Origin of the sequence: Inquilinus sp. NPDC058860, assembly GCF_042743185.1 — a bacterium.
Lineage (GTDB): Bacteria > Pseudomonadota > Alphaproteobacteria > DSM-16000 > Inquilinaceae > Inquilinus.
The window spans coordinates 61,180-84,504 of the sequence record NZ_JBHYMS010000013.1 but is presented as its reverse complement, the minus strand read 5'-3'; the positions used below and the strand labels follow the sequence as shown (position 1 = coordinate 84,504).

25 protein-coding genes are annotated in these 23,325 nt (G+C 69.7%); 18 read left to right on the top strand and 7 right to left on the bottom strand.

All coding sequences use genetic code 11. The features are described 5' to 3' along the window. Positions 1-47 precede the first annotated feature (47 nt). The 8 genes from ACFW16_RS11560 (at position 48) to ACFW16_RS11525 (ending at position 9,824) form a co-directional block, all read left to right on the top strand. Complete coding sequence (locus ACFW16_RS11560; RefSeq protein ID WP_380304952.1) at positions 48-1,646, top strand: ABC transporter substrate-binding protein; 1,599 nt, start codon at positions 48-50, stop codon at positions 1,644-1,646. Between the two features lie 244 nt (positions 1,647-1,890). Then, complete coding sequence (locus ACFW16_RS11555) at positions 1,891-3,489, top strand: ABC transporter substrate-binding protein (protein WP_380304950.1); 1,599 nt, start codon at positions 1,891-1,893, stop codon at positions 3,487-3,489. A 90-nt stretch (positions 3,490-3,579) separates the two neighbouring features. Then, positions 3,580-4,590, top strand: a complete 1,011-nt coding sequence (locus tag ACFW16_RS11550) for an ABC transporter permease subunit (RefSeq protein WP_380304948.1) — start codon at positions 3,580-3,582, stop codon at positions 4,588-4,590. Positions 4,591-4,663: 73 nt separating this feature from the next. Beyond that, entirely contained in the window at positions 4,664-5,563 is a 900-nt protein-coding gene (locus ACFW16_RS11545; RefSeq protein ID WP_380305030.1) for an ABC transporter permease subunit, read from the top strand. A 1-nt stretch (position 5,564) separates the two neighbouring features. Continuing rightward, positions 5,565-6,536 (top strand): ABC transporter ATP-binding protein, encoded by a 972-nt coding sequence (locus ACFW16_RS11540; RefSeq protein WP_380304946.1) that lies wholly within the window; start codon positions 5,565-5,567, stop codon positions 6,534-6,536. Beyond that, positions 6,533-7,516, top strand: coding sequence for a dipeptide ABC transporter ATP-binding protein (locus ACFW16_RS11535; protein ID WP_380304944.1), 984 nt, complete (start codon positions 6,533-6,535; stop codon positions 7,514-7,516). Before ACFW16_RS11540 ends, ACFW16_RS11535 begins: the two co-directional genes overlap by 4 nt. A 732-nt stretch (positions 7,517-8,248) precedes the next feature. Further along, positions 8,249-8,698, top strand: a complete 450-nt coding sequence (locus tag ACFW16_RS11530; protein ID WP_380304943.1) for an ester cyclase — start codon at positions 8,249-8,251, stop codon at positions 8,696-8,698. A 103-nt stretch (positions 8,699-8,801) separates the two neighbouring features. Beyond that, positions 8,802-9,824: a Tim44 domain-containing protein gene (locus ACFW16_RS11525; protein ID WP_380304941.1), complete on the top strand. Its 1,023-nt coding sequence runs from the start codon at positions 8,802-8,804 to the stop codon at positions 9,822-9,824. A 274-nt stretch (positions 9,825-10,098) separates the two neighbouring features. Here the strand turns inward: ACFW16_RS11525 and ACFW16_RS11520 are convergent, their stop codons facing one another. Then, positions 10,099-11,364, bottom strand: coding sequence for a hypothetical protein (locus ACFW16_RS11520; protein WP_380304939.1), 1,266 nt, complete (start codon positions 11,362-11,364; stop codon positions 10,099-10,101). 333 nt (positions 11,365-11,697) lie between these two features. On the opposite strand from ACFW16_RS11520, the gene ACFW16_RS11515 reads away from it, so the two are divergent. Then, positions 11,698-13,308 carry a PBSX family phage terminase large subunit gene (locus ACFW16_RS11515; RefSeq protein ID WP_380304938.1) on the top strand — a complete coding sequence of 537 codons (1,611 nt, stop codon included), beginning with the start codon at positions 11,698-11,700 and terminating at the stop codon, positions 13,306-13,308. Between the two features lie 21 nt (positions 13,309-13,329). Here the strand turns inward: ACFW16_RS11515 and ACFW16_RS11510 are convergent, their stop codons facing one another. The 3 genes from ACFW16_RS11510 to ACFW16_RS11500 all read right to left on the bottom strand — a co-directional run bounded on the left by ACFW16_RS11510 (position 13,330) and on the right by ACFW16_RS11500 (position 16,259). Then, positions 13,330-13,800, bottom strand: coding sequence for a hypothetical protein (locus tag ACFW16_RS11510; protein ID WP_380304936.1), 471 nt, complete (start codon positions 13,798-13,800; stop codon positions 13,330-13,332). Positions 13,801-13,928: 128 nt separating this feature from the next. Beyond that, positions 13,929-14,771 carry a helix-turn-helix domain-containing protein gene (locus tag ACFW16_RS11505; protein WP_380304934.1) on the bottom strand — a complete coding sequence of 281 codons (843 nt, stop codon included), beginning with the start codon at positions 14,769-14,771 and terminating at the stop codon, positions 13,929-13,931. A 117-nt stretch (positions 14,772-14,888) separates the two neighbouring features. Then, complete coding sequence (locus ACFW16_RS11500) at positions 14,889-16,259, bottom strand: hypothetical protein (protein WP_380304932.1); 1,371 nt, start codon at positions 16,257-16,259, stop codon at positions 14,889-14,891. A 392-nt stretch (positions 16,260-16,651) separates the two neighbouring features. On the opposite strand from ACFW16_RS11500, the gene ACFW16_RS11495 reads away from it, so the two are divergent. From ACFW16_RS11495 to ACFW16_RS11485, 3 genes are all read left to right on the top strand, one after another. Continuing rightward, positions 16,652-17,068 (top strand): DUF4112 domain-containing protein, encoded by a 417-nt coding sequence (locus ACFW16_RS11495; RefSeq protein ID WP_380304930.1) that lies wholly within the window; start codon positions 16,652-16,654, stop codon positions 17,066-17,068. 102 nt (positions 17,069-17,170) lie between these two features. Further along, a complete protein-coding gene (locus ACFW16_RS11490; RefSeq protein WP_380304928.1) occupies positions 17,171-17,416 on the top strand; it encodes a type II toxin-antitoxin system Phd/YefM family antitoxin in 246 nt (81 codons plus the stop codon). After that, positions 17,413-17,832: a type II toxin-antitoxin system VapC family toxin gene (locus ACFW16_RS11485; RefSeq protein WP_380304926.1), complete on the top strand. Its 420-nt coding sequence runs from the start codon at positions 17,413-17,415 to the stop codon at positions 17,830-17,832. Before ACFW16_RS11490 ends, ACFW16_RS11485 begins: the two co-directional genes overlap by 4 nt. Positions 17,833-17,841: 9 nt before the next feature. On the opposite strand, the gene ACFW16_RS11480 is transcribed toward ACFW16_RS11485, so the two are convergent. Both ACFW16_RS11480 and ACFW16_RS11475 read right to left on the bottom strand, forming a co-directional pair. Beyond that, a complete protein-coding gene (locus tag ACFW16_RS11480; protein ID WP_380304924.1) occupies positions 17,842-18,423 on the bottom strand; it encodes a pyridoxamine 5'-phosphate oxidase family protein in 582 nt (193 codons plus the stop codon). Beyond that, positions 18,423-19,109, bottom strand: coding sequence for a fumarylacetoacetate hydrolase family protein (locus tag ACFW16_RS11475; protein WP_380304922.1), 687 nt, complete (start codon positions 19,107-19,109; stop codon positions 18,423-18,425). Before ACFW16_RS11475 ends, ACFW16_RS11480 begins: the two co-directional genes overlap by 1 nt. A 97-nt stretch (positions 19,110-19,206) precedes the next feature. Here ACFW16_RS11475 and ACFW16_RS11470 point away from each other — a divergent pair, with 97 nt between their 5' ends. The 6 genes from ACFW16_RS11470 to ACFW16_RS11445 all read left to right on the top strand — a co-directional run bounded on the left by ACFW16_RS11470 (position 19,207) and on the right by ACFW16_RS11445 (position 22,714). Continuing rightward, positions 19,207-19,554 carry a YnfA family protein gene (locus tag ACFW16_RS11470; RefSeq protein ID WP_380304920.1) on the top strand — a complete coding sequence of 116 codons (348 nt, stop codon included), beginning with the start codon at positions 19,207-19,209 and terminating at the stop codon, positions 19,552-19,554. Between the two features lie 76 nt (positions 19,555-19,630). Next, complete coding sequence (locus ACFW16_RS11465; protein WP_380304919.1) at positions 19,631-20,239, top strand: CDP-alcohol phosphatidyltransferase family protein; 609 nt, start codon at positions 19,631-19,633, stop codon at positions 20,237-20,239. Continuing rightward, positions 20,236-21,180: a phosphatidate cytidylyltransferase gene (locus ACFW16_RS11460; protein WP_380304917.1), complete on the top strand. Its 945-nt coding sequence runs from the start codon at positions 20,236-20,238 to the stop codon at positions 21,178-21,180. Before ACFW16_RS11465 ends, ACFW16_RS11460 begins: the two co-directional genes overlap by 4 nt. Before the next feature lies 1 nt (position 21,181). Beyond that, positions 21,182-21,817 carry a lysophospholipid acyltransferase family protein gene (locus ACFW16_RS11455; protein ID WP_380304915.1) on the top strand — a complete coding sequence of 212 codons (636 nt, stop codon included), beginning with the start codon at positions 21,182-21,184 and terminating at the stop codon, positions 21,815-21,817. Continuing rightward, entirely contained in the window at positions 21,808-22,377 is a 570-nt protein-coding gene (locus tag ACFW16_RS11450; RefSeq protein WP_380304914.1) for a hypothetical protein, read from the top strand. Before ACFW16_RS11455 ends, ACFW16_RS11450 begins: the two co-directional genes overlap by 10 nt. Positions 22,378-22,468: 91 nt before the next feature. Then, a complete protein-coding gene (locus ACFW16_RS11445; RefSeq protein ID WP_026869027.1) occupies positions 22,469-22,714 on the top strand; it encodes a hypothetical protein in 246 nt (81 codons plus the stop codon). A 164-nt stretch (positions 22,715-22,878) separates the two neighbouring features. On the opposite strand, the gene ACFW16_RS11440 is transcribed toward ACFW16_RS11445, so the two are convergent. Then, positions 22,879-23,301: a group III truncated hemoglobin gene (locus ACFW16_RS11440; RefSeq protein ID WP_380304912.1), complete on the bottom strand. Its 423-nt coding sequence runs from the start codon at positions 23,299-23,301 to the stop codon at positions 22,879-22,881. Between the last annotated feature and the right edge of the window lie 24 nt (positions 23,302-23,325).

Here is a 23,325-nt window from a genome sequence, read left to right as displayed (position 1 = left end):
CCTGGGCGCCGCGACCGGCGCCCGACCGTTTTAGGGAGAGAACCCCGATGTCCCGCTTCCTGTCCGCCACGGCGATGGCGCTGGCCCTCGCCGCGGGGATGGCCGCGTCGGCCGAGGCCAAGACGCTGGTCTACTGCTCCGAAGGCAGCCCGGAGAACTTCAACCCGCAGATCAACACCACCGGCACCAGCTTCGACGCGGCGCTGCCGGTCTATGACGGGCTGGTGGCGTTCGAGAAGGGCACCACCAAGGTGGTCCCCGCGCTCGCCGAGTCCTGGGACGTGTCGGACGACGGCACCGTCTACACCTTCCATCTGCGCAAGGGCGTCAAGTTCCACTCGAACGAGAATTTCACGCCGACACGCGACTTCAACGCCGACGACGTGCTGTTCTCGTTCAACCGGATGTGGAAGGAGGACAGCCCCTACCACAAGGTGTCGGGCGGATCGTACGACTACTTCGGCGACATGGGCATGCCCACGCTGCTGAAGGCGATCGACAAGGTCGACGACTATACAGTGAAGTTCACCCTGACCAAGCCGGAGGCGCCCTTCATCGCCAACATGGCGATGAACTTCGCCGAGATCCTGTCGGCGGAATATGCCGACGCGATGATGAAGGCGGGGACGCCGGAGCAGGTCGACCAGGTGCCGATCGGCACCGGCCCGTTCCGCTTCGTGCAGTACCAGCCGGACGCGCTGATCCGCTACAAGGCCTTCGACGAGGCCTGGAGCGGCCGCGAGAAGATCGACAACCTGGTCTTCGCCATCACCCCGGATGCGGCGGTGCGCTATGCCAAGCTGCAGGCCGGCGAATGCCACGTCATGCCGTATCCGAACCCGGCCGACCTGCCGGCGATGCAGAAGGACCCGAACCTCAACGTGCTGAGCCAGCCCGGGCTGAACACCGGCTACCTGGCCTTCAACGTCACCAAGAAGCCGTTCGACGACGTCCGCGTGCGCCAGGCCGTCGACATGGCGGTGAACAAGCAGGCGATCCTGGAGGCGGTGTACCAGGGCACCGGCCAGGCGGCGAAGAACCCGATCCCGCCGACCATCTGGTCCTACAACGACAGCATCCAGGACTACAAATACGACCCGGAGGCGGCGAAGAAGCTGCTGGCCGACGCCGGCTACGCCGACGGCTTCGAGAGCGACCTGTGGGCCATGCCGGTGCAGCGCCCCTACAACCCGAACGCCCAGCGCATCGCCGAGCTGATCCAGGCCGACCTGGCCAAGATCGGCATCAAGACCAAGATCGTTTCGTACGAGTGGGGCGAGTATCGCAAGCGCACCCAGGCCGGCGAGCACCAGATGGCGCAGATGGGCTGGTCGGGCGACAACGGCGACCCGGACAACTTCTTCAACAACCTGCTGGGCTGCGATGCCGCTCGCGAAGGCGGAAGCAACATCGCGAAGTGGTGCAACCAGGATTTCGAGACGCTGATCCAGAAGGCCAAGGCCACGGCCGACCAGGCCGAGCGCGCCAAGCTGTACGAAGAGGCCCAGGTGATCTTCCACGACCAGGCCCCGTGGCTGCCGATCGCGCATTCGGTGGTCTATGAGCCGATCCGCAAGGAGGTCTCGGGCTACAAGATCATCCCGGTCGGGCTGCACGACTTCCGCGGCGTCGACATCGCAGAGTGAGCAACAAACGGACGGGAAAGCAGCGGCCTGCTTTCCCGTCCGCTTCTTTTTCCGCCGCCCAAGTTACGATCCGCCGGAAGCAGCATCGGGGCGAGCCTATATTGGGAACCGATTCAATTTGCCCGACATAACCGGCCAGTTGACATCACCCCCTGCCCCTGCGGTAATCCCCTGCAACCCACGGTTTGGGCAATACAGCTATGCGGCAAGCCCGGGCCGAAGGATCACCATAGGGGAGAGTTTCATGTCCCGTTACCTGTCCGCCACGGCGATGGCGCTCGTCCTCGTCGCGGGGATGGCGTTGTCCGCCGAGGCCAAGACGCTGGTCTATTGCTCCGAGGGCAGCCCGGAGAATTTCAATCCGCAGATCAACACCACCGGCACCAGCTTCGACGCGTCCGGACCGATCTACGACCACCTGATCGAGTTCACCAAGGGCACGACCAAGACCGAGCCCGGCCTGGCCGAATCCTGGGACATCTCGGACGACGGCACGGTCTACACCTTCCACCTCCGCAAGGGGGTGAAGTGGCATTCGAACGACAAGTTCACGCCGACCCGCGACTTCAACGCCGACGACGTGCTGTTCACCTTCAACCGGATGTGGAAGGAAGACAGCCCGTACCACAAGGTGTCCGGCGGGTCGTACGACTACTTCAACGACATGAGCTTCCCCGACCTGCTGAAGTCGATCGACAAGGTCGACGACCACACGGTGAAGTTCACCCTGACCAAGCCGGAAGCACCGTTCCTGGCCGACCTGGCGATGGAGTTCTCGTCGATCCTGTCGGCCGAATACGCCGATGCGATGATGAAGGCCGGCACGCCGGAGCAGGTCGACCAGGTGCCGATCGGCACCGGGTCCTTCCAGTTCGTGCAATACCAGCCGGACGCGCTGATCCGCTACAAGGCTTTCGACCAGGCCTGGAGCGGCAAGGAGAAGATCGACAACCTGGTCTTCGCCATCACCCCGGACGCGGCGGTGCGCTACGCCAAGCTGAAGGCCGGCGAATGCCACGTCATGCCCTATCCGAACCCGGCCGACGTGCCGGCGATGCAGAAGGACCCGGCGCTGAACGTGCTGACCCAGCCGGGGCTGAACACCGGCTACCTGGCCTTCAACGTCGGCAAGAAGCCGTTCGACGACGTGCGCGTGCGCCAGGCCGTCAACATGGCGGTGAACAAGCAGGCGATCCTGGACGCCGTGTACCAGGGCGCCGGCCAGGCGGCGAAGAACCCGATCCCGCCGACCATCTGGTCCTACAACGACAGCGTCCCGGAGTATAAGTACGACCCCGAGGCGGCGAAGAAGCTGCTGGCCGATGCCGGCTATCCGAACGGCTTCGAGACTGACCTGTGGGCCATGCCGGTGCAGCGCCCGTACAACCCGAACGCCCAGCGCATCGCCGAGCTGATCCAGTCCGACCTGGAGAAGCTGGGGATCAAGAGCAAGATCGTTTCGTACGAATGGGGCGAATACCGGAAGCGCGCCCAGGCCGGCGAGCATCAGATGGCGCAGCTGGGCTGGACTGGTGATAACGGCGACCCCGACAACTTCCTGAACAACTTGCTGGGCTGCGATGCGGCGCGCGAAGGCGGGTCGAATATTGCAAAGTGGTGCAACCAGGATTTCGAGGCGCTTATCAAGAAGGCCAAGTCGATCTCGGACCAGGCCGAGCGCACCAAGCTGTACGAGCAAGCCCAGGTGATCTTCCACGACCAGGCGCCGTGGCTGCCGATCGCGCATTCGGTGGTGTTCGAGCCGACCCGCAAGGAGGTCTCCGGCTACGTGATCAGCCCGTTCGGCCGGCACGACTTCAGCGGTGTCGACATCACCGAATAACAAGAGGTAAGGGGGAGCCGGGCGGGGGAGCAGGGGGATGCTCCTCCGCCCGCGTCTTTTCCGGCCCGGCATCCGTTACCCGATGGCATCATGCTCCGCTTCATCCTGACCCGCTTCGCCATGGCGGCGATCACCTTCCTGGGGATCACCGCCCTCAGCTTCTTCCTGATCCGGGCGGTGCCCGGCGACCCGGTGCAGGTGCGGGCCGGCGAGCGCGGCATCTCGCCCGAGCGCCACGCCGAGCTGATGCACGAGATGGGCCTGGACCGGCCGGTGTCGGTGCAGTTCGTCTCCTATATCGGCCAGGTGCTGCAGGGCGACCTCGGCGCCTCGACCACCACCCGGCGGCCGGTGCTGAGCGAGTTCCTGAAGCTGTTCCCGGCGACGCTGGAGCTCGGCCTCTGCGCCATGATCTTCGCCGTGGTGCTGGGCATCCCCGCCGGCATCCTGGCCGCGACCAACCGATCCTCCCCCATCGACCACGGCATCATGGGCGCCAGCCTGACCGGCTATTCCATGCCGATCTTCTGGTGGGGGCTGCTGCTGATCCTGATCTTCTCGGTCGGCCTCGGCTGGACCCCGGTCTCCGGCCGGATCTCGGCCCTGTACTATGTCGAGCCGGACACCGGCTTCATGCTGATCGACAGCCTGTTCTCGGACGAGAAGGGCGCCTTCGTCTCGGCCCTGCGCGCGCTGATCCTGCCGACCATCGTGCTCGGCACCATCCCGCTCGCCGTGATCGCGCGCATGACCCGGTCGGCCATGCTGGAAGTGCTGAGCGAGGACTATATCCGCACCGCCCGGGCCAAGGGGCTGGGCGTCAAGCGGGTGATCGGCCTGCACGCCCTGCGCAACGCCCTGATCCCGGTCGTCACCGTGATCGGCCTGCAGGTCGGCACGCTCCTGGGCGGCGCGATCCTGACCGAGACGGTGTTCGCCTGGCCCGGCGTCGGCAAATGGCTGGTCGAGGCGATCAACCGCCGCGACTACCCGACGCTGCAGGGCGGCGTGCTGCTGGTGGCCACGCTGGTGATCGTCGTCAACCTCCTGGTCGACCTGGCCTACGGCCTGCTCGACCCCCGCATCCGGCACGTGAAGTAAGCCGATGAGCACAACCCCCGACCCCGCCCCGACCGGCCGCGGCAACACGCCGTTCTTCGCCGGCGATCCGGTCATGACCACCTACGCCCCGACCCCAGCCTCGGTGTCGAAGCCGCCCGGGCCGTTCCTGGAGTTCTGGCGGTCCTTCAGCGCCAACAAGGGCGCGCTGGCCGGGCTGATCGTGATCGTGCTGATCGCGCTGGTCGCGATCTTCGCCGATGTCGTCGCGCCGCATTCGCCGATCGACCAGGACCGCACCGCCTTCCTGGTGCCGCCCTTCTGGCAGGACGGCGGCACGCTGGCCTATCCGCTGGGCACCGACGACATCGGCCGCGACATCCTCTCGCGCCTGATTCACGGCGCGCGCCTTTCCATGATGATAGGCCTGATCGTGGTGACGCTGTCGCTGGCCATGGGCCTGCTGCTGGGCCTGGCCGCGGGCTTCTTCGGCGGGCTGGTCGATACGGCGGTAATGCGTTTGCTCGACATCATGCTGGCTCTGCCCAGCCTGCTGCTGGCGATCGTCGTCGTCGCCATCCTCGGGCCCGGCCTGGTCAACGCCATGGTCGCGGTCTCGATCGTGACCCTGCCGCACTACTCCCGGCTGATGCGCGCCGCGGTGCTGAGCCAGATCCGAAGGCCCTACGTCACCGCCTCGCGCGTCGCCGGCGCCGGCACGCTGCGGCTGATGTTCGCGACCATCCTGCCGAACTGCATGGCGCCGCTGATCGTGCAGGCGACGCTCGGCTTCTCCACCGCCATCCTGGACGCCGCGGCGCTGGGCTTCCTCGGCCTCGGCGCCCAGCCGCCGACGCCGGAATGGGGCACCATGCTGGCCTCGTCGCTGCAGTTCCTGCAGCGCGCCTGGTGGGTGGTGACCTTCCCCGGCCTGGCCATCCTGATCACGGTGCTGGCCTTCAACCTGCTGGGCGACGGCCTGCGCGACGCCCTGGACCCGAGACTGAAGCGCTGACATGGCCCTGCTCGACATCCGCAACCTGACGGTCGAGTTCCCGGCCGGCAAGGGACTGTTCCGCGCCGTCTCCGGCCTCGACCTGTCGATCGATCCCGGCGAGATCCTGGGCATCGTCGGCGAATCCGGCTCCGGCAAGTCCGTCACCATGCTGGCGCTGATGGGGCTGGTGGCCTTCCCCGGCAAGGTCACCGCCGACCATCTGAGCTTCGACGGGCACGACCTCCTGAAGCTGTCGCCGCGCCAGCGCCGCAAGATCATCGGCAAGGACATGGCGATGATCTTCCAGGAGCCGATGACCAGCCTGAACCCCTGCTTCACCGTCGGCTTCCAGATCATGGAGGCGCTGAAGGTGCATGAGGGCGGCAGCCGCCGCGCCCGGCGCGAGCGCACCATCCAGCTGCTCTCGCAGGTCGGCATCCCGGCGCCGGAGACCCGGATCGACGCCTTCCCGCACCAGCTGTCGGGCGGCATGAACCAGCGGGTGATGATCGCCATGGCGATCGCCTGCCGGCCGAAGCTGCTGATCGCCGACGAGCCGACCACGGCGCTGGACGTGACCATCCAGGCCCAGATCCTGCAGCTGCTGGCGGACCTGCAGCGCGACCAGGGCATGGCGCTGGTGCTGATCACCCACGACATGGGCGTGGTGGCCGAGACGGCGCAGCGCGTGAACGTGATGTATGCCGGCGAGCTGGTGGAGGAGCGCATGGTCGGCGGCCTGTTCGGCCGGCCGCGCCACCCCTATACCGGCGCCCTCCTGGAGGCGCTGCCGGAGCGCAGCGCCGGCCACCGCCGCCTGCCGACCATCCCCGGCGTGGTGCCCGGCCCCTATGACCGGCCGGCCGGCTGCCTGTTCAACCCGCGCTGCCGCAACGTGCTGGACCGCTGCCGGGCCCAGCACCCGGAGCTGTCGCCCGACCGGGACGGCCGCACGCGCTGCTTCAACCCCCTGCAGGAGGTGCATTCGTGAGCGCCCCCTCCCATCCCCCCGTCGTCGAAGCGCGGCAGCTGAGCCGCTTCTACGAGGTCAAGACCTCGCCCTTCAAGGCGGCGCGGACGCTGCGCGCCCTGACCGAGATGTCGTTCACGCTGGAGGCCGGCAAGACCCTGGCCGTGGTGGGCGAGAGCGGCTGCGGCAAGTCCACCCTCGCCCGCGTCGTCACCATGATCGAGCCGCCGACGGACGGCGACCTCACGATCGACGGCATCCCGGTGGCGACGGCCGACCGGGAGCAGCGCCGGCGCCTGCGCGGGGCGGTGCAGATCGTGTTCCAGGACCCCTACGGGTCGCTGAACCCGCGCAAGAAGGTGGGCGCGATCCTGGAGGAGCCGCTGAGGATCAACACCGGCATGAAGGCGGCGGAGCGGCGGCAGGCGGCCGAGGCGATGCTGTCGAAGGTCGGCCTGCGCCCCGAGCATGTCGACCGCTATCCGCACATGTTCTCGGGCGGGCAGCGCCAGCGCATCGCCATCGCCCGGGCGCTGATGCTGCGGCCGAAGGTGGTGGTGGCGGACGAGCCGGTCTCGGCGCTGGACGTCTCGATCCAGGCCCAGGTGCTGAACCTGCTGATGGATTTGCAGGAGGAGTTCGGCCTGGCCTATCTGTTCATCAGCCACGGCCTGTCGGTGGTGGAGCACATCGCCGACGACCTGGTGGTGATGTATCTGGGACGGCCGGTGGAGCACGGCACCAGGCAAGCGATCTTCCGCCATCCGCGCCACCCCTACACCAAGGCGCTGCTGGCCTCGACCCCCTTCGTCGACCCGGCCAAGCGGGCCGAGCGCGTGGTGCTGAAGGGCGAGCTGCCCTCGCCCCTGAACCCGCCGCCGGGGTGCGCGTTCCACCGCAGGTGCCCGTATGCGACGGATGTATGCAGCGTGGACCGGCCGGAGCTGCGGGCGGTGGATGGGCGCGAGGTGGCGTGCCACCATGCGGAGATGGTGGGGTAGGAGGCAGGCACGGGGCGCGTGGCCCGGCCGTCCCTAAAGGCGCACTGTCACCGAATTCGAATTACGAATTGTTCCGTTACCCCGGGCGGTAGGGGCAACCAGCTTGCGGCGTGTTTTGCAGCTGCTATGCCCAAATGGCCGTGAAGTGCAGCCAGTCGATATCCTCCTGTTTTGTGCCTCCTTCGCCTGCGTATCCCGTTGGAGGTAAAAATATTCAGGAGATACGGTTCCAAGAATGACCGCGGCAGACATGTAGCCGTCGCATGGAAGGGCGGACACAATCGGAAGATTGGATCCAGGATCACTCAATCTAATCAAAAATGTGCCGGGTCCCGTTTTCTTCATTGTAAAATTTCCAGAAGATCCACCTTCGACACTTCCATATTTGCATACTATGATTCCAAACGCTTGTCCCAAGGGAGGTCTCCTACAATAATGTTAGACTGGACGAGATAGAGTCCAGATTTTTATAGTAACCTTCCGCCTCGCCTGGAGCAATATTTGGAAGTTTCTATATATTTATGGAACTTGTGACGAATAACTTCGTGGAATTACGGCGACAGTGCATTTTCAGCCGGCCGGCCCTCGCCCGGCGGGAGCGAGGATGTGGCTGCCCTTGCCTCCCGATTGCACGGCAACAACCGGAGTTCGGCAGGGCGGCCCGGGGCCCATCCTCCGCCCAGGTCATCGAGCGGTTTCGATGATCCGCACGGAACGGAAGGATCCATCGCGATGGGCAAGGAAGCGGACAACAAGGCCGTCGTCGGCCGCTGGTTCACCGAGTTCTGGGGCCGGGACGTCAACCTCGCGGTCGTCGACGAGATCGCCGCGCCGGACATGCTGCTGCAGTACTCGCTGCACGAACCCCGCCGCGGCCGCGACGACATCAAGGCGTTCATGCGCGGTTTCCGCGCCGCGTTCCCCGATCTCGCCTTCCGGGGCACGGCGGAGCTGATCGCCGAGGGCGACCATGTCGTCGGCCGATGGGAGGGCGGCGGCACCCATACCGGCCCGGCTTTCGACGACTTCCTGATCGGCGGCCTGCCGGCCGCGACCGGCCGCAGCATGCACTTCACCGGCATCACGGTGCTGAAGGTGCTGGACGGCAGGATCGTGGAGGAGATCGGCCTCGACGACGGCGTGGCCGCGCTGACCCAGCTGGGGCTGATCAGGGCCGCCTGATCGACGCCGGCCGTCCCCGATCGGGGACGGCCGGCCCGGGCCCGGAGCACCCCCTCAAATCGGCAGGCGCGGCTCCCCATATGGGACAGGCATCGAGAACAGCATGGGTCCCGGACCAGAGATGAGCCCCTTCCGCAGCCGCTTCGGCAGACTCGTCGCCAGCCTCGTCCTCGGGCTGGGCGTGCTCCTGGTCGCGGTCGACCAGGCCGACGCCCGCCGCGTGAACTCGGGCGGCTTCGGCAGCCGCGGCGAGCGGACCTTCCAGGCGCCACCCGCCACGCCCACCGCGCCCGGCACGGCGGCGCCGATCGACCGGACCATGACACCGCGGACTCAGGCGGCCCAGCCGGGCCAGGCGCAGCCGATGGCCGGCGTGCAGAGCCCGGCGGCCGGCCGGTTCGGCGGCTTCGGCGGCATCCTCGGCGGCCTGGCGCTGGGCGGCCTCGTCGGCATGCTGCTCGGCCACGGCTTCGGCGGCGCAGCCGGGTTGATCGGGCTGGTGCTGCAGATCGGCCTGGTCGTCCTGGCGGTGATGGCGTTCCGGCGCGTCTTCGGCCGCGCCGGCCCCGCGGGCCGCCCGGCCTATGCCGGCCCGGCCATGTCCGCCATGGGCGGCGAGGCTGCCGGCGGTCCCGTCCCGGGGCTCGCGGGTTCGGGGCGGCCCCGGCAGCCGGAAAGCTCCGCGCGCGCTGCACCACGGGAAGGGGCGCCGCGGGACGAGGTCGGCCTCGGCCGTTCGGACTTCGATGCCTTCGAGCGGCTGCTCGGCGAGATCCAGGCCGCCCACGGGGCGGAGGACTTCGCCGGCCTGCGCGCCCGCACGACCCCGGAGGTCATGTCGTACTTCGCCGAGGAGCTCGGCGAGAACGCCACCCGCGGCGTGCGGAACGAAGTTTCGGACGTCCGCCTGCTGCAGGGCGATCTGGCCGAATCCTGGCGCGAGGGCGACACCGACTATGCGACCGTCGCGATGCGGTATTCGAGCGTCGATGCCACGCGCGACCGCGCGACCGGGCGGATCGTCGAGGGCGACGCCGAGAAGCCGACCGAGACCGTCGAGATCTGGACCTTCGCCCGGACCAACCGCGCCGATTGGAAGCTGTCCGCGGTCCAGGCGGCCGCCTGACGAGAGGCCAGCGCCGGAGCACCGCCCCCGCCCCGCCCGCGCGGAAGAGGGGGTGGCGGCTCCGGCGTTCGAACCGGTCCGAGCAAGACACGGTGACCTTTGCGGAGGCCGCATCCGCGAAGACCCCCGGATCACGCCGCCGGCTGCGGCTCGGCGACCTCGCGCGGGGCTCGCCATTGTCAGCCCCAGGCCTTCGGATTGCGCATCGCGGTGGGGACGCCCATGGCCGGGCGCCCCCGCACGGATCCGAACTGCAGGGACACCGCCGCGGCGATCACCTGGCGGCGCATTTGTAGCCGGAGGGCGGCCGGGCGGCGATGCCGCTGGTGAGGCCGCCCGCAGCCTGCAGCCCCAGGACCAGGCACACCTCGTAGCTGATGACCTTGCTGGTGGGGAAGCCGTTGAAGGGGACGGACTGGACGCCGTCATACACCGAGGTCAGGCTGGTGCCGTAATAGGGCGTCGAGCCCCAGGCCATCTTCTCCGAGATCGTGGTGCCGAGGGGGTTGCTGTAGGGCAGCTCGTACTGCGACGACTGGTACGGCCATTCCCAGTCGCAGGGCAGCGTCTGGCCCCCGTCCGGGCACCCCTCGCCGCCATTGTAGGTGGCCGAGGTCTTGCCGCGTGCCTCCGAATAGCCGTCGCGGATGGAGGAGGACGCATAGGGCTTCGGCTCGAACATGCCCATCTCGAAGCCGCCGGCCTGCAGGGAGTTGAAGCGGGCGCCGGCGTTCGGCGCGTTCCAGGTCCAGGCCACGCTGCGGGTCAGCGGGGCGGCGGTCGTCGTGAACTTGTAGCGATCGCCCCAGATCACCCGGTCGATGGGCCGGCTGCCGGCGTCGAAGTTCATCTTGCCGTAGGGGCCGCGCAGATCGAAGCTGACCCGGTCCGGGCCGGGGACCGGCGCCAGGCTGACCTGGGTGACGATCCGCGGCAGGGTGGCGCCGTCCTGGAAGTACCAGGTGATGGTCACCGGCAGGTCGTACCGCTTGAACAGCGCCCGGTTCGTGCCGAGGGGCGGGCTGTCCTCGCCGGTGTCCGGGTCGATGCCGTTGGGCAGGAGGGTGCCGTATTTCGGGTAGGTCGTCTTGTATTCGAGGATGACGCGGTCCGCCGTGGTCGGCACGACCCGGCGCGTGACCGCGAAGCCGCGGCCGAGCGGCGAGTCGTCGACCCCGAAGATCTTGCCCGCGATGGTGGCGGACGACCCGTCGGAGAACAGGCGGTAGCGCTCGTGCCCCACGAAATAGCCGAAGCCGTCGCCGGCATCGGTCGGGTTGATCGTCATCGTCGTCTGGGCGCCGTTCTTCAGGTAGCGGTACGTCATCTGCACGGCATAGCCGCCATGGCCGGCATTCCCTTCGCCCTCGCGCTTGAGCGACACGGTGCGGACCCGGCCCATCGAATCCGTCCATGACACCCGGTCGGCGACGGACCCGTTGACCGTCGCGGTCTGCAGCGTGGCGGCGCCCGCCGGCGGCACGGCGGCGGCGAGGGTGCAGAGTGCGGTCGAGAGGAATCCCGCGAACATCCTGCGCATATCGTTCTCTCCAATGTCGTCGAATATGGCCCGCCGGGCCCACCGGGCCGCTGCCTGGCGCGACGCGCGGCGGTCCAGAAGCTGTAGCCGACATCGCCGGAGCGGGCGTCATCCGTTTGGAGGATCTGGAGTCGGGGCGGCGGGACCACGATGGTGGGTCGCGGGCGGGACGGTCGCGGCGGCGGCGCAGTTTCGGCAGGCCTCCGCCGCCACCCGCTCATGTTCCCTATTTGTTCTTGACGCGATGCCGCATCGCGTGGCATGGTTCAGGCACAGTCAGACAGTTGCGCCCGCCCGGCCCGCCGTGGCGGGTTTTTTCATGCGAGGTCGAGAATGACGGCGGTCGCACCATGGGCCATTTGGGTCAAGCCGAGCTGGCGCCGGTTCGCACAGCATTTCACGCGGTTCGGCGATGCCAGTCTCGCGGCCGAGCATGTCGGCTACAGGGGGAGCAACGCCCGGCACCAGGGCGTCGCGCTACTGACCAAGCCCGACATCCTGCTCGCCTGCTTCGAGGAGATCGAGCGACGGCGGCGGGAGAAGGGGCCTGCCCCGCACGATGACGCGGTGCGCAAGCTGATCGACGCGGCCGCGGAGTGCCTTCGCCCCGACGCCGTCAAGGGCCGTGCCGCCCGTCTGCTGCCGAACCTGCGGCAGGCGTCCCGGGAATTCTGCCGCCACCAGGGGCTGACCGAGGACGGGCTGTTCCCGGAGGCAATGGTGGATGCGATGCCGGCGCCGGAGGCGTTCACCCTGCCGCCGCCCGATCTCCCATCCGCCTTCGTGCCGCTGCTGGAGCGGTCGCGCTACAAGGCCGCCTATGGCGGGCGCGGCTCCGGCAAGTCGCATGTCTTCGCCGAGCTCCTGGTGCGGCGCTGCGTCGAGGCCGCGCCGGTACGGGCGGTGTGCATCCGCGAGGTGCAGCGCTCGCTCGACCAGTCGGTCAAGCGGCTGATCGAGGACAAGATCCAGGCGCTGGGAGTCGGCGCGGCCTTCCGGGTGCAGGCCGACCGTATCCTGACGCCGCGCGGCGGCCGGATCATCTTCCAGGGCATGCAGAACCACACGGCCGAGAGCATCAAGTCGCTGGAGGGCTACGACATCGCCTGGGTCGAGGAGGCCCAGGCCCTGTCGATCCGCAGCCTGGACCTGCTGCGCCCGACCATCCGCAAGCCGGGGTCGGAGCTGTGGTTCTCCTGGAACCCGGTGCGGCCGGACGACCCGGTCGACGCGCTGTTCCGCGGCGGCCCGCCGCCGCCCGATTGCGAGCTGGTGCCGGCCAACTGGACCGAGAACCCGCATTTCCCGGAGGTGCTGAAGGCGGAGATGGAGTGGGACCGGCAGCGCGACCCGGAGAAGCACCAGCATGTCTGGCTGGGCGGGTATCGCCGGGTCAGCGAGGCGCGGGTGTTCAAGAACTGGAAGGTGGAGGCGTTCGAGACGCCGGCCGACGCCCGCTTCCTGTTCGGCGCCGACTGGGGCTTCGCCCGCGACCCGACCGTGCTGGTGCGCTGCTTCGTGCTGGGCCGGACGCTGTTCGTCGACCACGAGGCCTATCGGGTCGGCTGCGAGATCGACCGCACGCCGGCGCTGTTCGACACCGTGCCGGGGGCGCGGCGAGGCCCGATCATCGCCGACAGCGCCCGGCCGGAGACGATCAGCTACATGCAGCGCAACGGCTTCGGCGCCATCACGGGGTCGACCAAGGGGCCGGGGTCGGTCGAGGAGGGCGTCGAGTTCCTGAAGGCGCACGACATCCTGGTGCATCCGCGCTGCCGGCACCTGATCGACGAGCTGGCGCTGTACAGCTACCGCACCGACCCGAAGACCGGCGTGATCCTGTCCGAGCTGGAGGACCGCGAGAACCACGCCGTCGACGCCCTGCGCTATGCCGTCGAGGGGCTGCGGCGGAGCACCTATGACAGCTCGATGAAATGGGTGTGACGGGCGGCCGAGGGGGCCTCTTCAGTATCGGTCGGCGCTGGTGCAGCCGACGACGTCGATCGACTTGATGACGTCCTTCATGTCGGTGAAGGCCTGGATGTTGCAGAGGAAGTCGACGGTGTCGACCTGCATCATGCGGTTCTCGCCCACCGGCGTGGTGACGTCCTCGGTGATCAGCATCGGCGCGATGCCGTGGCCGCCTTGCGTCTGGCCGATGACCCGCTGGCTGGTCTCGGTGCCGGTCTGCACCCATCGGCTCTGCCACTGCTTCGAGATCCGGGTGTTGTCCCAGGCATAGGTGCCGCCGTCGGTGCAGTAGGAGCAGGGCGGCAGGTTCAGCGTCGGCGGGCCGAAGGCCTGGATGGCGACGGAGATCGGCTTCCCGACCATGGCATCGGCCGCCTGCTGCACCGGGTCGGGCTTGGACGCGATGCAGCCGGACAGGAGCACGGCGGCCGCCGCGATGCCGGATTTCAGGATGGATGAAGCCATGTCGTCTGCCCCCTTCGGTGGTCGTCCATGATCCAGACGGCGGGAAATTCCGGCCGCCGGCAAGCGCCGGTCTCGCGACCCGGCGAAGTCGGCAATTTTTTTGACGGCCGGGCCCGGCCTGGCCCGGGCTAACCCGGCCGCGGCGGGAACGCCTCCGGCGGGACCGGGCCGGGGGGCAGGCCGTGATGTCGGGCATAGACCGAGCGGAAGTACCAGGTCTCGGCGAAGCCGTAGCGGCGCGCCACCACCGCGACCGGCGCCCCCGCCTCCAGCTCGACCCGCGCCTGCTCCATCCGCCGGGCCAGGACGAAGCGGTGCGGGGTCATGCCGGTGGCGCGCCGGAAGCTGCGCAGGAAGTGGAACGGGCTGAGCGCCGCCGTGCCGGCGAGGGCCGCCACCGACAGATCCGCCGTGAGGTTGGCGTCGATGAACTCCGCCACCCGACGCAGCCGGCGCGGGTCCAGGCCGCCGTCGCCCCGCCGCCCGGGCCGGCCGGCGAAGCTGGTCAGCAGGATGCGGCCGTAGAGCTGGTGCAGCAGTTGGTCGCCTTCGAGGCCCGGCAGGGCCGCGCGGCCCAGCGTGACGCCGCGCATCCGCTCGGCGATGGCCCACACCACCGGGTCCGCATGCGCCGGCAGGAAGGAGGCGAGCCGGGCCGCCGCGGGCACCCCCATCTCGTCGGCGATCGCCTGCCGCACGGCGTCGGCGACGACGAGCGCCACGGCCTCTCCCGGCCCGCCGGTCTCCAGCACCCGCGCCGGCTCCGCCCCGAAGACCGGGACGCGGTCGCGCGGGCTCTCCAGGGTCACCGGCCGCCCGGCGACCTCGAAGCGGCCGTACTTCCAGTCGTTGAACGCCACCAGGACGGTGTTCGGCGCCACCGGCACCGGCTCGTCCGCCGCGCCGATCGCGGCGCAGCGGATCAGGAGGGCCTCGCCGGAGGACCAGCTCCGATAGGCGACGGGAGGCATGATGGTCCGGCCGGCCGCGGTGGTGGAGAGACGATCGAGGCTGGCCCGCCATTCCGGCGATACTGTGACGGAACCGAGGGTTTCCGGGGACGCCGCCGCCGGCGGGCCGGGCGCCGGTCAGCCGCCCTTGACGTGGTCGAAGATCAGCGCCCAGTTGTCGAGGCGCCGGGCCAGGCCGTCCGCTCCGACATAGCTCTCCCCCGCGATGTCGCCGGTGCGGTCGCGCAGATTGCCGCGGGCGCCCTGCTGGCGCCCCTGCATCTGCCCGGCGCCGGCATCCTGCGGCCGGCCCCAGCCATAGGTCAGGATGGTGCCGGCGGGATACGCCGCGTCGGTGACGATCAGCACCCGGCGGCGGCTGACGATGGTGACGGACCGGATCGCGTCGGGCAGCAGCCCGTCGGCGGTCCAGAGGTCGAAGCCCATATTGGCCGTGGCCGTCACCCATTCCGTGTCGAATTCCAGGCGGTTGCGGAACTCGACGCCGGGCGGCGGCGACGGCAGGGCGAACGTCACCTCGATCACCCGGCCCAGCCACAGCACGCCGGCCACGTCGAGGCAGTGGATGCCCTGGGGCCGCCCGGCCCGGCGGTCCTCGACCAGCCGCTTCTGCAGCCGCGCGAAATAGCGGGCGCAGAACTGGTAGCTGACATTGTTGAAGTGATGGTCGCCGGTCGCGGCGCCGGTCGGGTGCGAATAGTCGAAGATGTAGTTCGGGCAGGCGATCCGGACCCACGGGCCCTGCCGCTGCGCATCGCGATGCGCCAGGGCCGCGATCGGCCGGGCGCGGCCGTAGAAGCGCCAGGCCGCGGTCTGGTACGAGATGAAGAGCGGCCGCCAGGACTGGCCGGTGACCGCCGCCGCGTCGCGGGCGATGTCGGCCTCCAACCGGATCAGCGTCGCGGCGTAGAGGGCGCGCGGCGTCTGCAGGAAGTCGTCGCGCTCCCCCTGCATCCAGCCGGTGCATTCATAGGCGTAGGTCACGCCGCGGGCCGCCCCGACGGCCACGCCCCCGGCCACCGACGCCATCAGCCGGGCGTACTGCTCGGTGCCGGGCACGAACTGGGCGATGGCCGCCGAGCCGAGCCCGGGGGCCGAGGCCAGGTAGCACCAGCCCTGCCCGCCGGGCGCGATCCCGTCCTCGGCGGCATGGCGCTCGACCAGGCCGTTGGCCCAGACCGAGCAGACCGTCTCGCCCTGGTTGGCGGCGCTGCTGGCGGTGGGCCAGTTGATCTCGTCCTCGACCAGCGGCTTGACCGCGTCGTAGGGGCCGTAATGGCGCGGCCCCTGGCCGCCGGCGCCGTCCCAGGTGATGTTGGCGTAGGGCTGGGCCAGGCTCAGCGCCGGCCGGCCCTGGGTGCCGCCCGACAGGCTCTGGCCGTAGGACAGCAGGTGCCGGATCGCCGCGGGGGACCAGCCCCCGATCGCCGGCCCGTCGGTCTCCGGCGGGCCGGCGGACGGCGCCGGGGATCGGTCGTCACGGTCCATGAAGCAGCCCCTCCATCGGCATTCGGGCCGGCATCCGCCGCCATGCGGGATCGGGCGCCCGGACCGATCCCGCCGCTTCCCCGGTCGTGGCGGAGCGACCGAGGCTCGCCCGCCATTCCGGCGACACTGTGACCAAGGCGGGGGACTTTCGAGGACACCGGTCCTCACGCCTCAGGGCACCGCCACCTGGCCGTGCAGACGCGGTCCTGCAGGTAGAAGGGCGGCGTCGCCACAATCGATACAGAACAGCATCTGGCCTTATTGGCCTAATATTATAATGTTCAATGAACAAATAGCTTATCACGCGATTGCATTGCTTCCTATTTCAATAATTCGAGCAAAATTCTCCAAAGCCCGCTCCAGCCTCTGCGACGACCGGCGGACCGGGCGGGATGGACATTCGCCCGGCCGCCTCCCATCTCATCCGCCGGCCGACATCGCAGGACCGCGCCTTGGACCACGCCGCCGAACTGGACCGCCTCGACCGCCTCGCCAGCCTGATGGATTCGCGCTGGCGCCTGCCGCTGCTGGGCTGGCGCTTCGGGCTCGATGCCGTGATCGGGCTGGTGCCGGGGCTGGGCGACGTCGCCGGCGGGCTGGTCTCCGCCTGGCTCATCCTGCGGGCCCGGCGCCTCGGCGCGCCGAACCGCGTGCTGGCGATGATGGCCGGCAACGTCGCGCTGGACGTCGCCCTCGGCAGCGTGCCGGTGCTGGGCGACCTGCTGGACCTCGGGCTGAAGGCCAACCGCCGCAACGCCCGGCTGCTGCGGCGGCACTTCCAGCGATACGGCATGCCCGCCGGAGCGTGACGTCTCGGGCGATGCCGGGCGCAGCGTACCCGGCAAAGCGCATTCGCTTGTCATCCCCACCAATCGGACCAATATTCTAGTCAGATTGGTCAGGAGCCCGACATGGCAGAGTGGCAGGTCCAGGAGGCGAAGGCGCGGTTCAGCGAGGTGGTCGAGAAGGCCCGGACGGAAGGCCCGCAGACGATCACGCGCCACGGCCGCGAACGCGCGGTGCTGCTGTCGATCGAGGACTACCGCGCCCTGCTGTCACGGCAGGCGGATGTCCGGACGGTCCTCCTGGGCGGCCCGAAGGTGGACGATTTCAGCATCGAGCGCGACGGCGATACCGGGCGCGAGGTCGCGCTGTGACCGGCGGCGCCGGCTATCTCCTGGACACCAACATCCTGTCGGAGACACGCCGGGCGCGGGCCGAGCCCCGGGTGCTGTCCTTCCTGTCGGCCGCCGATCCGGCACGGCTGTTCGTCAGCGTCCTGACGCTCGGCGAGCTGCGCAAGGGCATCGACATCCGCCGCCGGTCCGATGCCGAAACGGCGGCGAAGCTCGGCCTCTGGGCCGATGCGCTCGAAGCGAGCTTCGCCGACAGGGTGCTCGCCGTCGATGCGGCGACGGCGAAGCTGTGGGGCGCCCTGTCCGCCGACCGTCCGCGGCCGGTGATCGACACGCTGCTCGCCGCCACGGCGATCGTGCACGACCTCACCCTGGTCACCCGCAACACCGGGGATGTGACCGGGACCGGGGTCCCGGTTCTCGACCCGTGGCGGTGAACCCCGCCGTCAGGGAATGAGCCAGCTCGCCTGCAGCGCCCCGCCGGTCCAGTCGAACAGGGCGCGGCGGTCGGCGCCGGGAACGAGGCGGACCCAGTCGATGCGGTCGACCGCCAGCACGATCACCGCGAAATTCTCGCGCCCCTCCTCCGTCCAGCCGGTCGAGGGCGGCGGCAGGGCGGGGTCGGCGATCGGGACGCCCGGCGGGCCCGGCATGCGGTAGGCGGCGCGGACCGGGCCCGGAGTCGCCGTCCAGGCGTCGTCGAGCTCGGGGCCCGGCGGCAGCAGCTCCGCCCGGCCCTCGGCCCGGACCTGCACCTCCTCCCCGGGGTCGTAGAGCAGCAGCGACGCCGCCGGGTCGGCCCCGATCTCCGCGACTTTGACCGACCGCACATCGGTGTGGAACTCGAGCCGCCGTCCGGCCGGGTCGACCGCGCGCAGGACCACCGTGCGCAGCGCCGGCCGGCCCCGGGCATCGATGGTCGCGAAGCCGACCCGGCCGAGGGTGCGGCGCCGCACGCCGGTGGCGCGGCGGAGCCTTTCCCAGGCGTCGGCCAGCGCCGCGGCCAGGTCGTCGCCGCCCCCGGGCATCAGCGGTAGGTCACCGCGAGGTCGCCGACGCCGTCGACATGGCCCTCCAGCCGGTCGCCCGGTTTGACCGGGCCGACGCCGTCCGGGGTGCCGGTCATGATCAGGTCGCCGGGGCGCAGTTCCACCAGCCGCGACAGATGGGCGATGATCTCCGGCACCGGCCAGATCTGGTCGGCCAGGTCACCGGACTGGCGGGTCTCGCCGTTGATCTTCAGCCAGATCGCGCCGGCGGAGGGGTGGCCGATCTCGGCGGCCGGACGCAGGGCCGACAGCGGCGCCGACTGGTCGAACGACTTGGCCATGGTCCAGGGCCGCGCCAGCTTCTTGGCTTCGGCCTGCAGGTCGCGGCGGGTCATGTCGAGCCCGACGCCGTATCCCCAGACATGCTCCAGCGCCTCGTCGGCAGTGATGCCGAAACCGCCGGTGCCGATCGCCACCACCAGCTCGATCTCGTGGTGAAAGTCGTTGGTCGCCGCCGGATAGGGGATGGTGCTGCCGTCCCGCACCACCGCGTCCGCCCATTTGGCGAAGAAGAAGGGCGGCTCCCGGTCCGGGTCGTGGCCCATCTCGCGGGCATGGGCGGCGTAATTGCGGCCGACGCAGAAGATGCGGCCGACGGGAAAGGCGGCGTCGCTGCCCAGCACCGGGACGAGGGTCTGCGGCGGCGGCGTGATCACGGTCGACATCGGAAAGCTGTCCTTCGCGGGCGATGGTCCGCGGCGAGGCTGCGCGGCAGAGCGGAGGTTGTCAAACCCCGATCCCGCCCGCAGCATCATGCCGCCCATGACCAGCAGGCCCGCCGTGACCTCGATCCTCGCCTTCATCCTGGCCGCCTTCGCCGAGATCGCCGGCTGCTTCGCCTTCTGGGCCTGGCTGCGGCTGGACCGCAGCCCCTGGTGGGCGCTGCCGGGGACCGCCAGCCTGATCGCCTTCGCGCTGCTGCTGACCCGGATCGACGCCGATTTCGCCGGGCGGGCCTATGCCGCCTATGGCGGCATCTACATCGCCGCCTCGCTGTCCTGGCTGTGGGCTGTGGAGGGCAGCCGGCCGGACCGCTTCGACCTGAGCGGCGCCGCCCTCTGCCTGGGCGGGGCCGCGGTGATCCTGTTCGGCCGGCGCCTCGCCGCGTGAGAGGCCCAGCCTCCGCCCCGCTTCCGCCATGATGGCGCCGGCATGCTGCGCCGATATGATGCGGACCGGGGGGTTCATGCCATCGCTCTACGACATCAAACCGAGATTCCAGGCGCTGCTGCGCCCGGCCGCCGCCCGGCTGGCGGAGACGGGCGTCGGCGCCAACGCCGTGACCCTGGCGGCGGCGGGCCTGTCGGTCCTGCTGGGCCTGGCCGTTGCCGCCACCGGCTGGTCCTGGCTCTTGCTGCTGTACCCGCCCTTCCTGCTGCTGCGCATGGCGCTGAACGCCATCGACGGCATGCTGGCGCGGGAGTTCTTCCGGCCGACGCCGCTGGGCGCCCTGCTGAACGAGATCGGCGACATGGTGTCGGACGCGGCCTTGTACCTGCCGCTGGCGCTGCTGCTGCCGGCGCCGCCCTGGCTGGTGGTGCTGACCGTGCTGCTGGCGGTGATCGGCGAGGCCGCCGGCATCGCCGCCCGGACCATCGGCGCCGGCCGGCGCTATGACGGGCCGTTCGGCAAGTCCGACCGGGCGCTGGCCTTCTCGGTCCTCGCCGTCGCCGCCTTCTTCCAGGTCCTGGCCCCGGCCCTGTGGATGCCGCTGGTGCTGGCGGCGCTGCTGCTGCTGTCGATCCTGACCATCCTGAACCGGATCCGCGCGGCGCTGGCGGAGATCGGGGCATGACCCTCCCCTTCTCCGTCGACCCGACCGTCGCCTGGGCCCTGGCCGCGCTGATCGCCGTGCTGCTGGCGGCCGAGGCCGCCGTCCTGGTCCTGCGCCGCAGCAAGCCGGAGCGCGACTGGACCGAGCTCACGCTGCGCATCCGGTCCTGGTGGGTGATCGTGATCGCCGGCGGCATCGCCCTGGTGCTGGACCCGGTCGCGGTGCTGGTGGTGCTGGCGGTCGTGAGCTACCTGGCGCTGAAGGAGTACCTGTCGGTGGTGCCGACCCGGCGGGCCGACCGGGCAGTGCTGCTGATCGCCTATCTGGCCATCCCGACGCAATGGTGGTGGATCGCCGAGGAGCAGTACGGCTTCTTCATCATCTGGGTGCCGGTCTACCTGTTCATGGTGGTGCCGGCGATGATGGTGCTGCGCGGCGAGGTCACCGGCTTCCTGCGCGCGCTGGGCACCTTGCATTGGGGCCTGATGCTGTGCGTCTTCGCCATCGGCCACGTCGCCTATCTGTTCGTGCTGCCGGAGGAGGGCCAGGCCGGGCCGGGCGGCGCCGGGCTGCTGCTTCTGCTGCTGATCCTGACCCAGGGCAACGACGTGGCGCAGTATGTCTGGGGCCGGATCTTCGGCCGGCACAGGATCGCGCCGTCGGTCAGCCCGAACAAGACGGTGGAGGGGTTCGCCGGCGGCCTGGTCACCACCACGGTGGTCGCCGGGCTGATCGGGCCGCTCTTGTCGCCGCTGTCCTTGCCCATGGCCCTGGCGGCGGGAGCGCTGATGGCGGTCAGCGGCTTCTTCGGCGACCTGACCGTCTCCGCGGTCAAGCGCGACATCGGCATCAAGGACACCGGCACGCTGATCCCCGGCCATGGCGGGGTGCTGGACCGGATCGACAGCCTGATCTTCGCCGCGCCGCTGTTCTTCCACTTCATGCGCTATTTCTATTACTGAGATGTGGCGGCTGCTGTTCCACTGGCTGGTGACCAAGCCCCTGATGCTGCTGTTCGTCGGGCTGCACGTCCGCAACCGCGAGCGGCTGCCGATGGCGGGGCCGGCGATCGTCGTCGCCAACCACAACAGCCATGCCGACACGGTCGCCCTGACCTCGCTGTTCCCGAGCCGGATCCTGCACAAGGTGCGGCCGGTGGCGGCGGCCGACTATTTCCTGCGCAGCCGGACGATGGCCTGGTTCTCGCTGAACTGCATGGGCATCCTGCCCTTCGACCGGCATGCGCGGGAGCGCGGCGAGGACCCGCTGACCGGCTGCGTCGAGGCGCTGGACCGGGGCTGCATCCTGATCCTGTTCCCGGAGGGGTCGCGCGGCGAGCCGGAGCGGCTGCAGCACTTCAAGAAGGGCATCTGCCACCTGGCCCGGCGGCGGCCGGAGGTGCCGATCGTGCCGGTCTATCTGCACGGGCTGGGCAAGGTGCTGCCGCGCGGCGCCTTCCTGCCGGTGCCGTTCTTCTGCGACGCCTTCGTCGGCCCGCCGCTGGCCGACCGGCCGGAGGACACGGACGCCTTCGTCGAAGCCCTGGAGGCGTCGATGGCAAGGTTGATCGAAGGCACCAGGTTCCCGGAATGGGACTGACCCTCCTCGCCTTCCTGTGGGGCGTGGCCGAGGCCAGCCTGTTCTTCGTGGTGCCGGACGTGCCGGTGTCGCTGATCGCGCTGGCCCGCGGCTGGCAGGCCGGGCTGCGCGCCGCCCTGGCCGCCGCGGCCGGGGCGATGCTGGGCGGCACCGCGCTGGCGGTCTTCGCCGGCCATGCGCCGGAGACGGCGATCGCCCTGGTCGACGCGGTGCCGGCGATCCCGTCCGCCATGATCGCCCGGATGCAGGCGATGATGGCCGGCACCGAGTCCGCCGCCGGCCTGGCCGGGGTGCTGATCCTGGCGAGCCTGAGCGGCGTGCCCTACAAGATCGCCGCAGCCAGCGCGCCGGCCCTGGGCATCCCGGTCTGGGAGCTGGCGCTGCTGACGCCCCTGGTGCGGCTGCCGCGTTTCGTCGCACTGGCCGCGGCCGGGGCGGTCCTGCATTCGCTGACGCCCGCCCTGCCCCGCCGGATTCAGCCGGTCCGGGTGCGGCTGCTGCTGGCGGCGCTGGGCTGGTCTGCGTTCTACGGGGCCTACTGGTCCAAGGTCGGGGGCTGACGCCGCGCCCCCGCCGCCCTATCTGTGGGACAATACATCTGACGTATTGCAAACGGCAGCGCCGGCTCGGCCGGCCCGCCTGGAGAGAGCCATGGACCTGTCGCGCACCGAAGGCCGCGCGAAGAGCGCCGCAGCGGTTTCGAAGACCCCGTCCGACCTGCAATCGCTGCTGACCGTCGGCGGCATCTCCCTGGCCGGGCTGGGCGCCAGCCTGCTGGCCCTGTTCGGCCCCTCGGGCAGCGACCTGTCGGTCGCCCTCACCATCGTCACCGTGGCCGGCGGCCTGGCCGTGGTCGGCGCCGGATTCGCGATCGCGGCGTTCGTCGCCCGCCGCTAAGGCCACTTCCAACAATAACTGAACCAAGAACTGTCATGCCCGGGCTTGACCCGGGCATCCAGAGAGTGTCGACATCTTCTGGATTGCCGGGTCAAGCCCGGCAATGACAATAGAGGAATTGCCCTTATCGGGAGCGTTTATTCTCGGGCATGTCCTAAGTCAGCTCACCCCGCGCGGCGCGCCGGGGCGTCCGGCAGGATGCCGCGCTGGAACATCACGCCGAGGCGCAGGCTCTCCGCGATCTTCTCCGCCCGTTCGATGAAGCGCACCGCCGCCCGCGGCGGGCAGACCTCGCGCGCCGTGGCCCGGAACAGCTCCAGCCAAGGGGCGAAATGCTCCGGCCGCAGCGCGTCGACCGCGGCATGCGCCTGCATCGGCCGCCCCTGATAGCGGGCGCTGCGCAGCATCACCGAGGACCAGAAATCGCACATCTTGGCCAGGTGCGGGGCCCAATCGGCGCCGATCACGCCGGCGAAGATGGGGCCGAGCACAGCGTCGCCGCGCACGCGGCCGTAGAAGGCGTGGACCAGGGTCCTGATCATCGCCTCGTCGATCGGCTCGATGGGATCTGCATCCGTCATATCCATGCGGATATATGGCCAGATCCGGTG

Coding starts and splice junctions, on each gene's coding strand:
- ACFW16_RS11520 (WP_380304939.1), bottom strand. CDS start 11,364: ATGCGCAGGATGTTCGCGGGATTCCTCTCGACCGCACTCTGCACCCTC.
- ACFW16_RS11500 (WP_380304932.1), bottom strand. CDS start 16,259: ATGGACCGTGACGACCGATCCCCGGCGCCGTCCGCCGGCCCGCCGGAG.
- ACFW16_RS11505 (WP_380304934.1), bottom strand. CDS start 14,771: ATGCCTCCCGTCGCCTATCGGAGCTGGTCCTCCGGCGAGGCCCTCCTG.
- ACFW16_RS11455 (WP_380304915.1), top strand. CDS start 21,182: ATGTGGCGGCTGCTGTTCCACTGGCTGGTGACCAAGCCCCTGATGCTG.
- ACFW16_RS11460 (WP_380304917.1), top strand. CDS start 20,236: ATGACCCTCCCCTTCTCCGTCGACCCGACCGTCGCCTGGGCCCTGGCC.
- ACFW16_RS11465 (WP_380304919.1), top strand. CDS start 19,631: ATGCCATCGCTCTACGACATCAAACCGAGATTCCAGGCGCTGCTGCGC.
- ACFW16_RS11470 (WP_380304920.1), top strand. CDS start 19,207: ATGACCAGCAGGCCCGCCGTGACCTCGATCCTCGCCTTCATCCTGGCC.
- ACFW16_RS11525 (WP_380304941.1), top strand. CDS start 8,802: ATGGGTCCCGGACCAGAGATGAGCCCCTTCCGCAGCCGCTTCGGCAGA.
- ACFW16_RS11550 (WP_380304948.1), top strand. CDS start 3,580: ATGCTCCGCTTCATCCTGACCCGCTTCGCCATGGCGGCGATCACCTTC.
- ACFW16_RS11560 (WP_380304952.1), top strand. CDS start 48: ATGTCCCGCTTCCTGTCCGCCACGGCGATGGCGCTGGCCCTCGCCGCG.
- ACFW16_RS11440 (WP_380304912.1), bottom strand. CDS start 23,301: ATGGATATGACGGATGCAGATCCCATCGAGCCGATCGACGAGGCGATG.
- ACFW16_RS11510 (WP_380304936.1), bottom strand. CDS start 13,800: ATGGCTTCATCCATCCTGAAATCCGGCATCGCGGCGGCCGCCGTGCTC.
- ACFW16_RS11540 (WP_380304946.1), top strand. CDS start 5,565: ATGGCCCTGCTCGACATCCGCAACCTGACGGTCGAGTTCCCGGCCGGC.
- ACFW16_RS11480 (WP_380304924.1), bottom strand. CDS start 18,423: ATGCCCGGGGGCGGCGACGACCTGGCCGCGGCGCTGGCCGACGCCTGG.
- ACFW16_RS11450 (WP_380304914.1), top strand. CDS start 21,808: ATGGGACTGACCCTCCTCGCCTTCCTGTGGGGCGTGGCCGAGGCCAGC.
- ACFW16_RS11475 (WP_380304922.1), bottom strand. CDS start 19,109: ATGTCGACCGTGATCACGCCGCCGCCGCAGACCCTCGTCCCGGTGCTG.
- ACFW16_RS11445 (WP_026869027.1), top strand. CDS start 22,469: ATGGACCTGTCGCGCACCGAAGGCCGCGCGAAGAGCGCCGCAGCGGTT.
- ACFW16_RS11555 (WP_380304950.1), top strand. CDS start 1,891: ATGTCCCGTTACCTGTCCGCCACGGCGATGGCGCTCGTCCTCGTCGCG.
- ACFW16_RS11495 (WP_380304930.1), top strand. CDS start 16,652: ATGGACATTCGCCCGGCCGCCTCCCATCTCATCCGCCGGCCGACATCG.
- ACFW16_RS11515 (WP_380304938.1), top strand. CDS start 11,698: ATGACGGCGGTCGCACCATGGGCCATTTGGGTCAAGCCGAGCTGGCGC.
- ACFW16_RS11490 (WP_380304928.1), top strand. CDS start 17,171: ATGGCAGAGTGGCAGGTCCAGGAGGCGAAGGCGCGGTTCAGCGAGGTG.
- ACFW16_RS11530 (WP_380304943.1), top strand. CDS start 8,249: ATGGGCAAGGAAGCGGACAACAAGGCCGTCGTCGGCCGCTGGTTCACC.
- ACFW16_RS11545 (WP_380305030.1), top strand. CDS start 4,664: ATGACCACCTACGCCCCGACCCCAGCCTCGGTGTCGAAGCCGCCCGGG.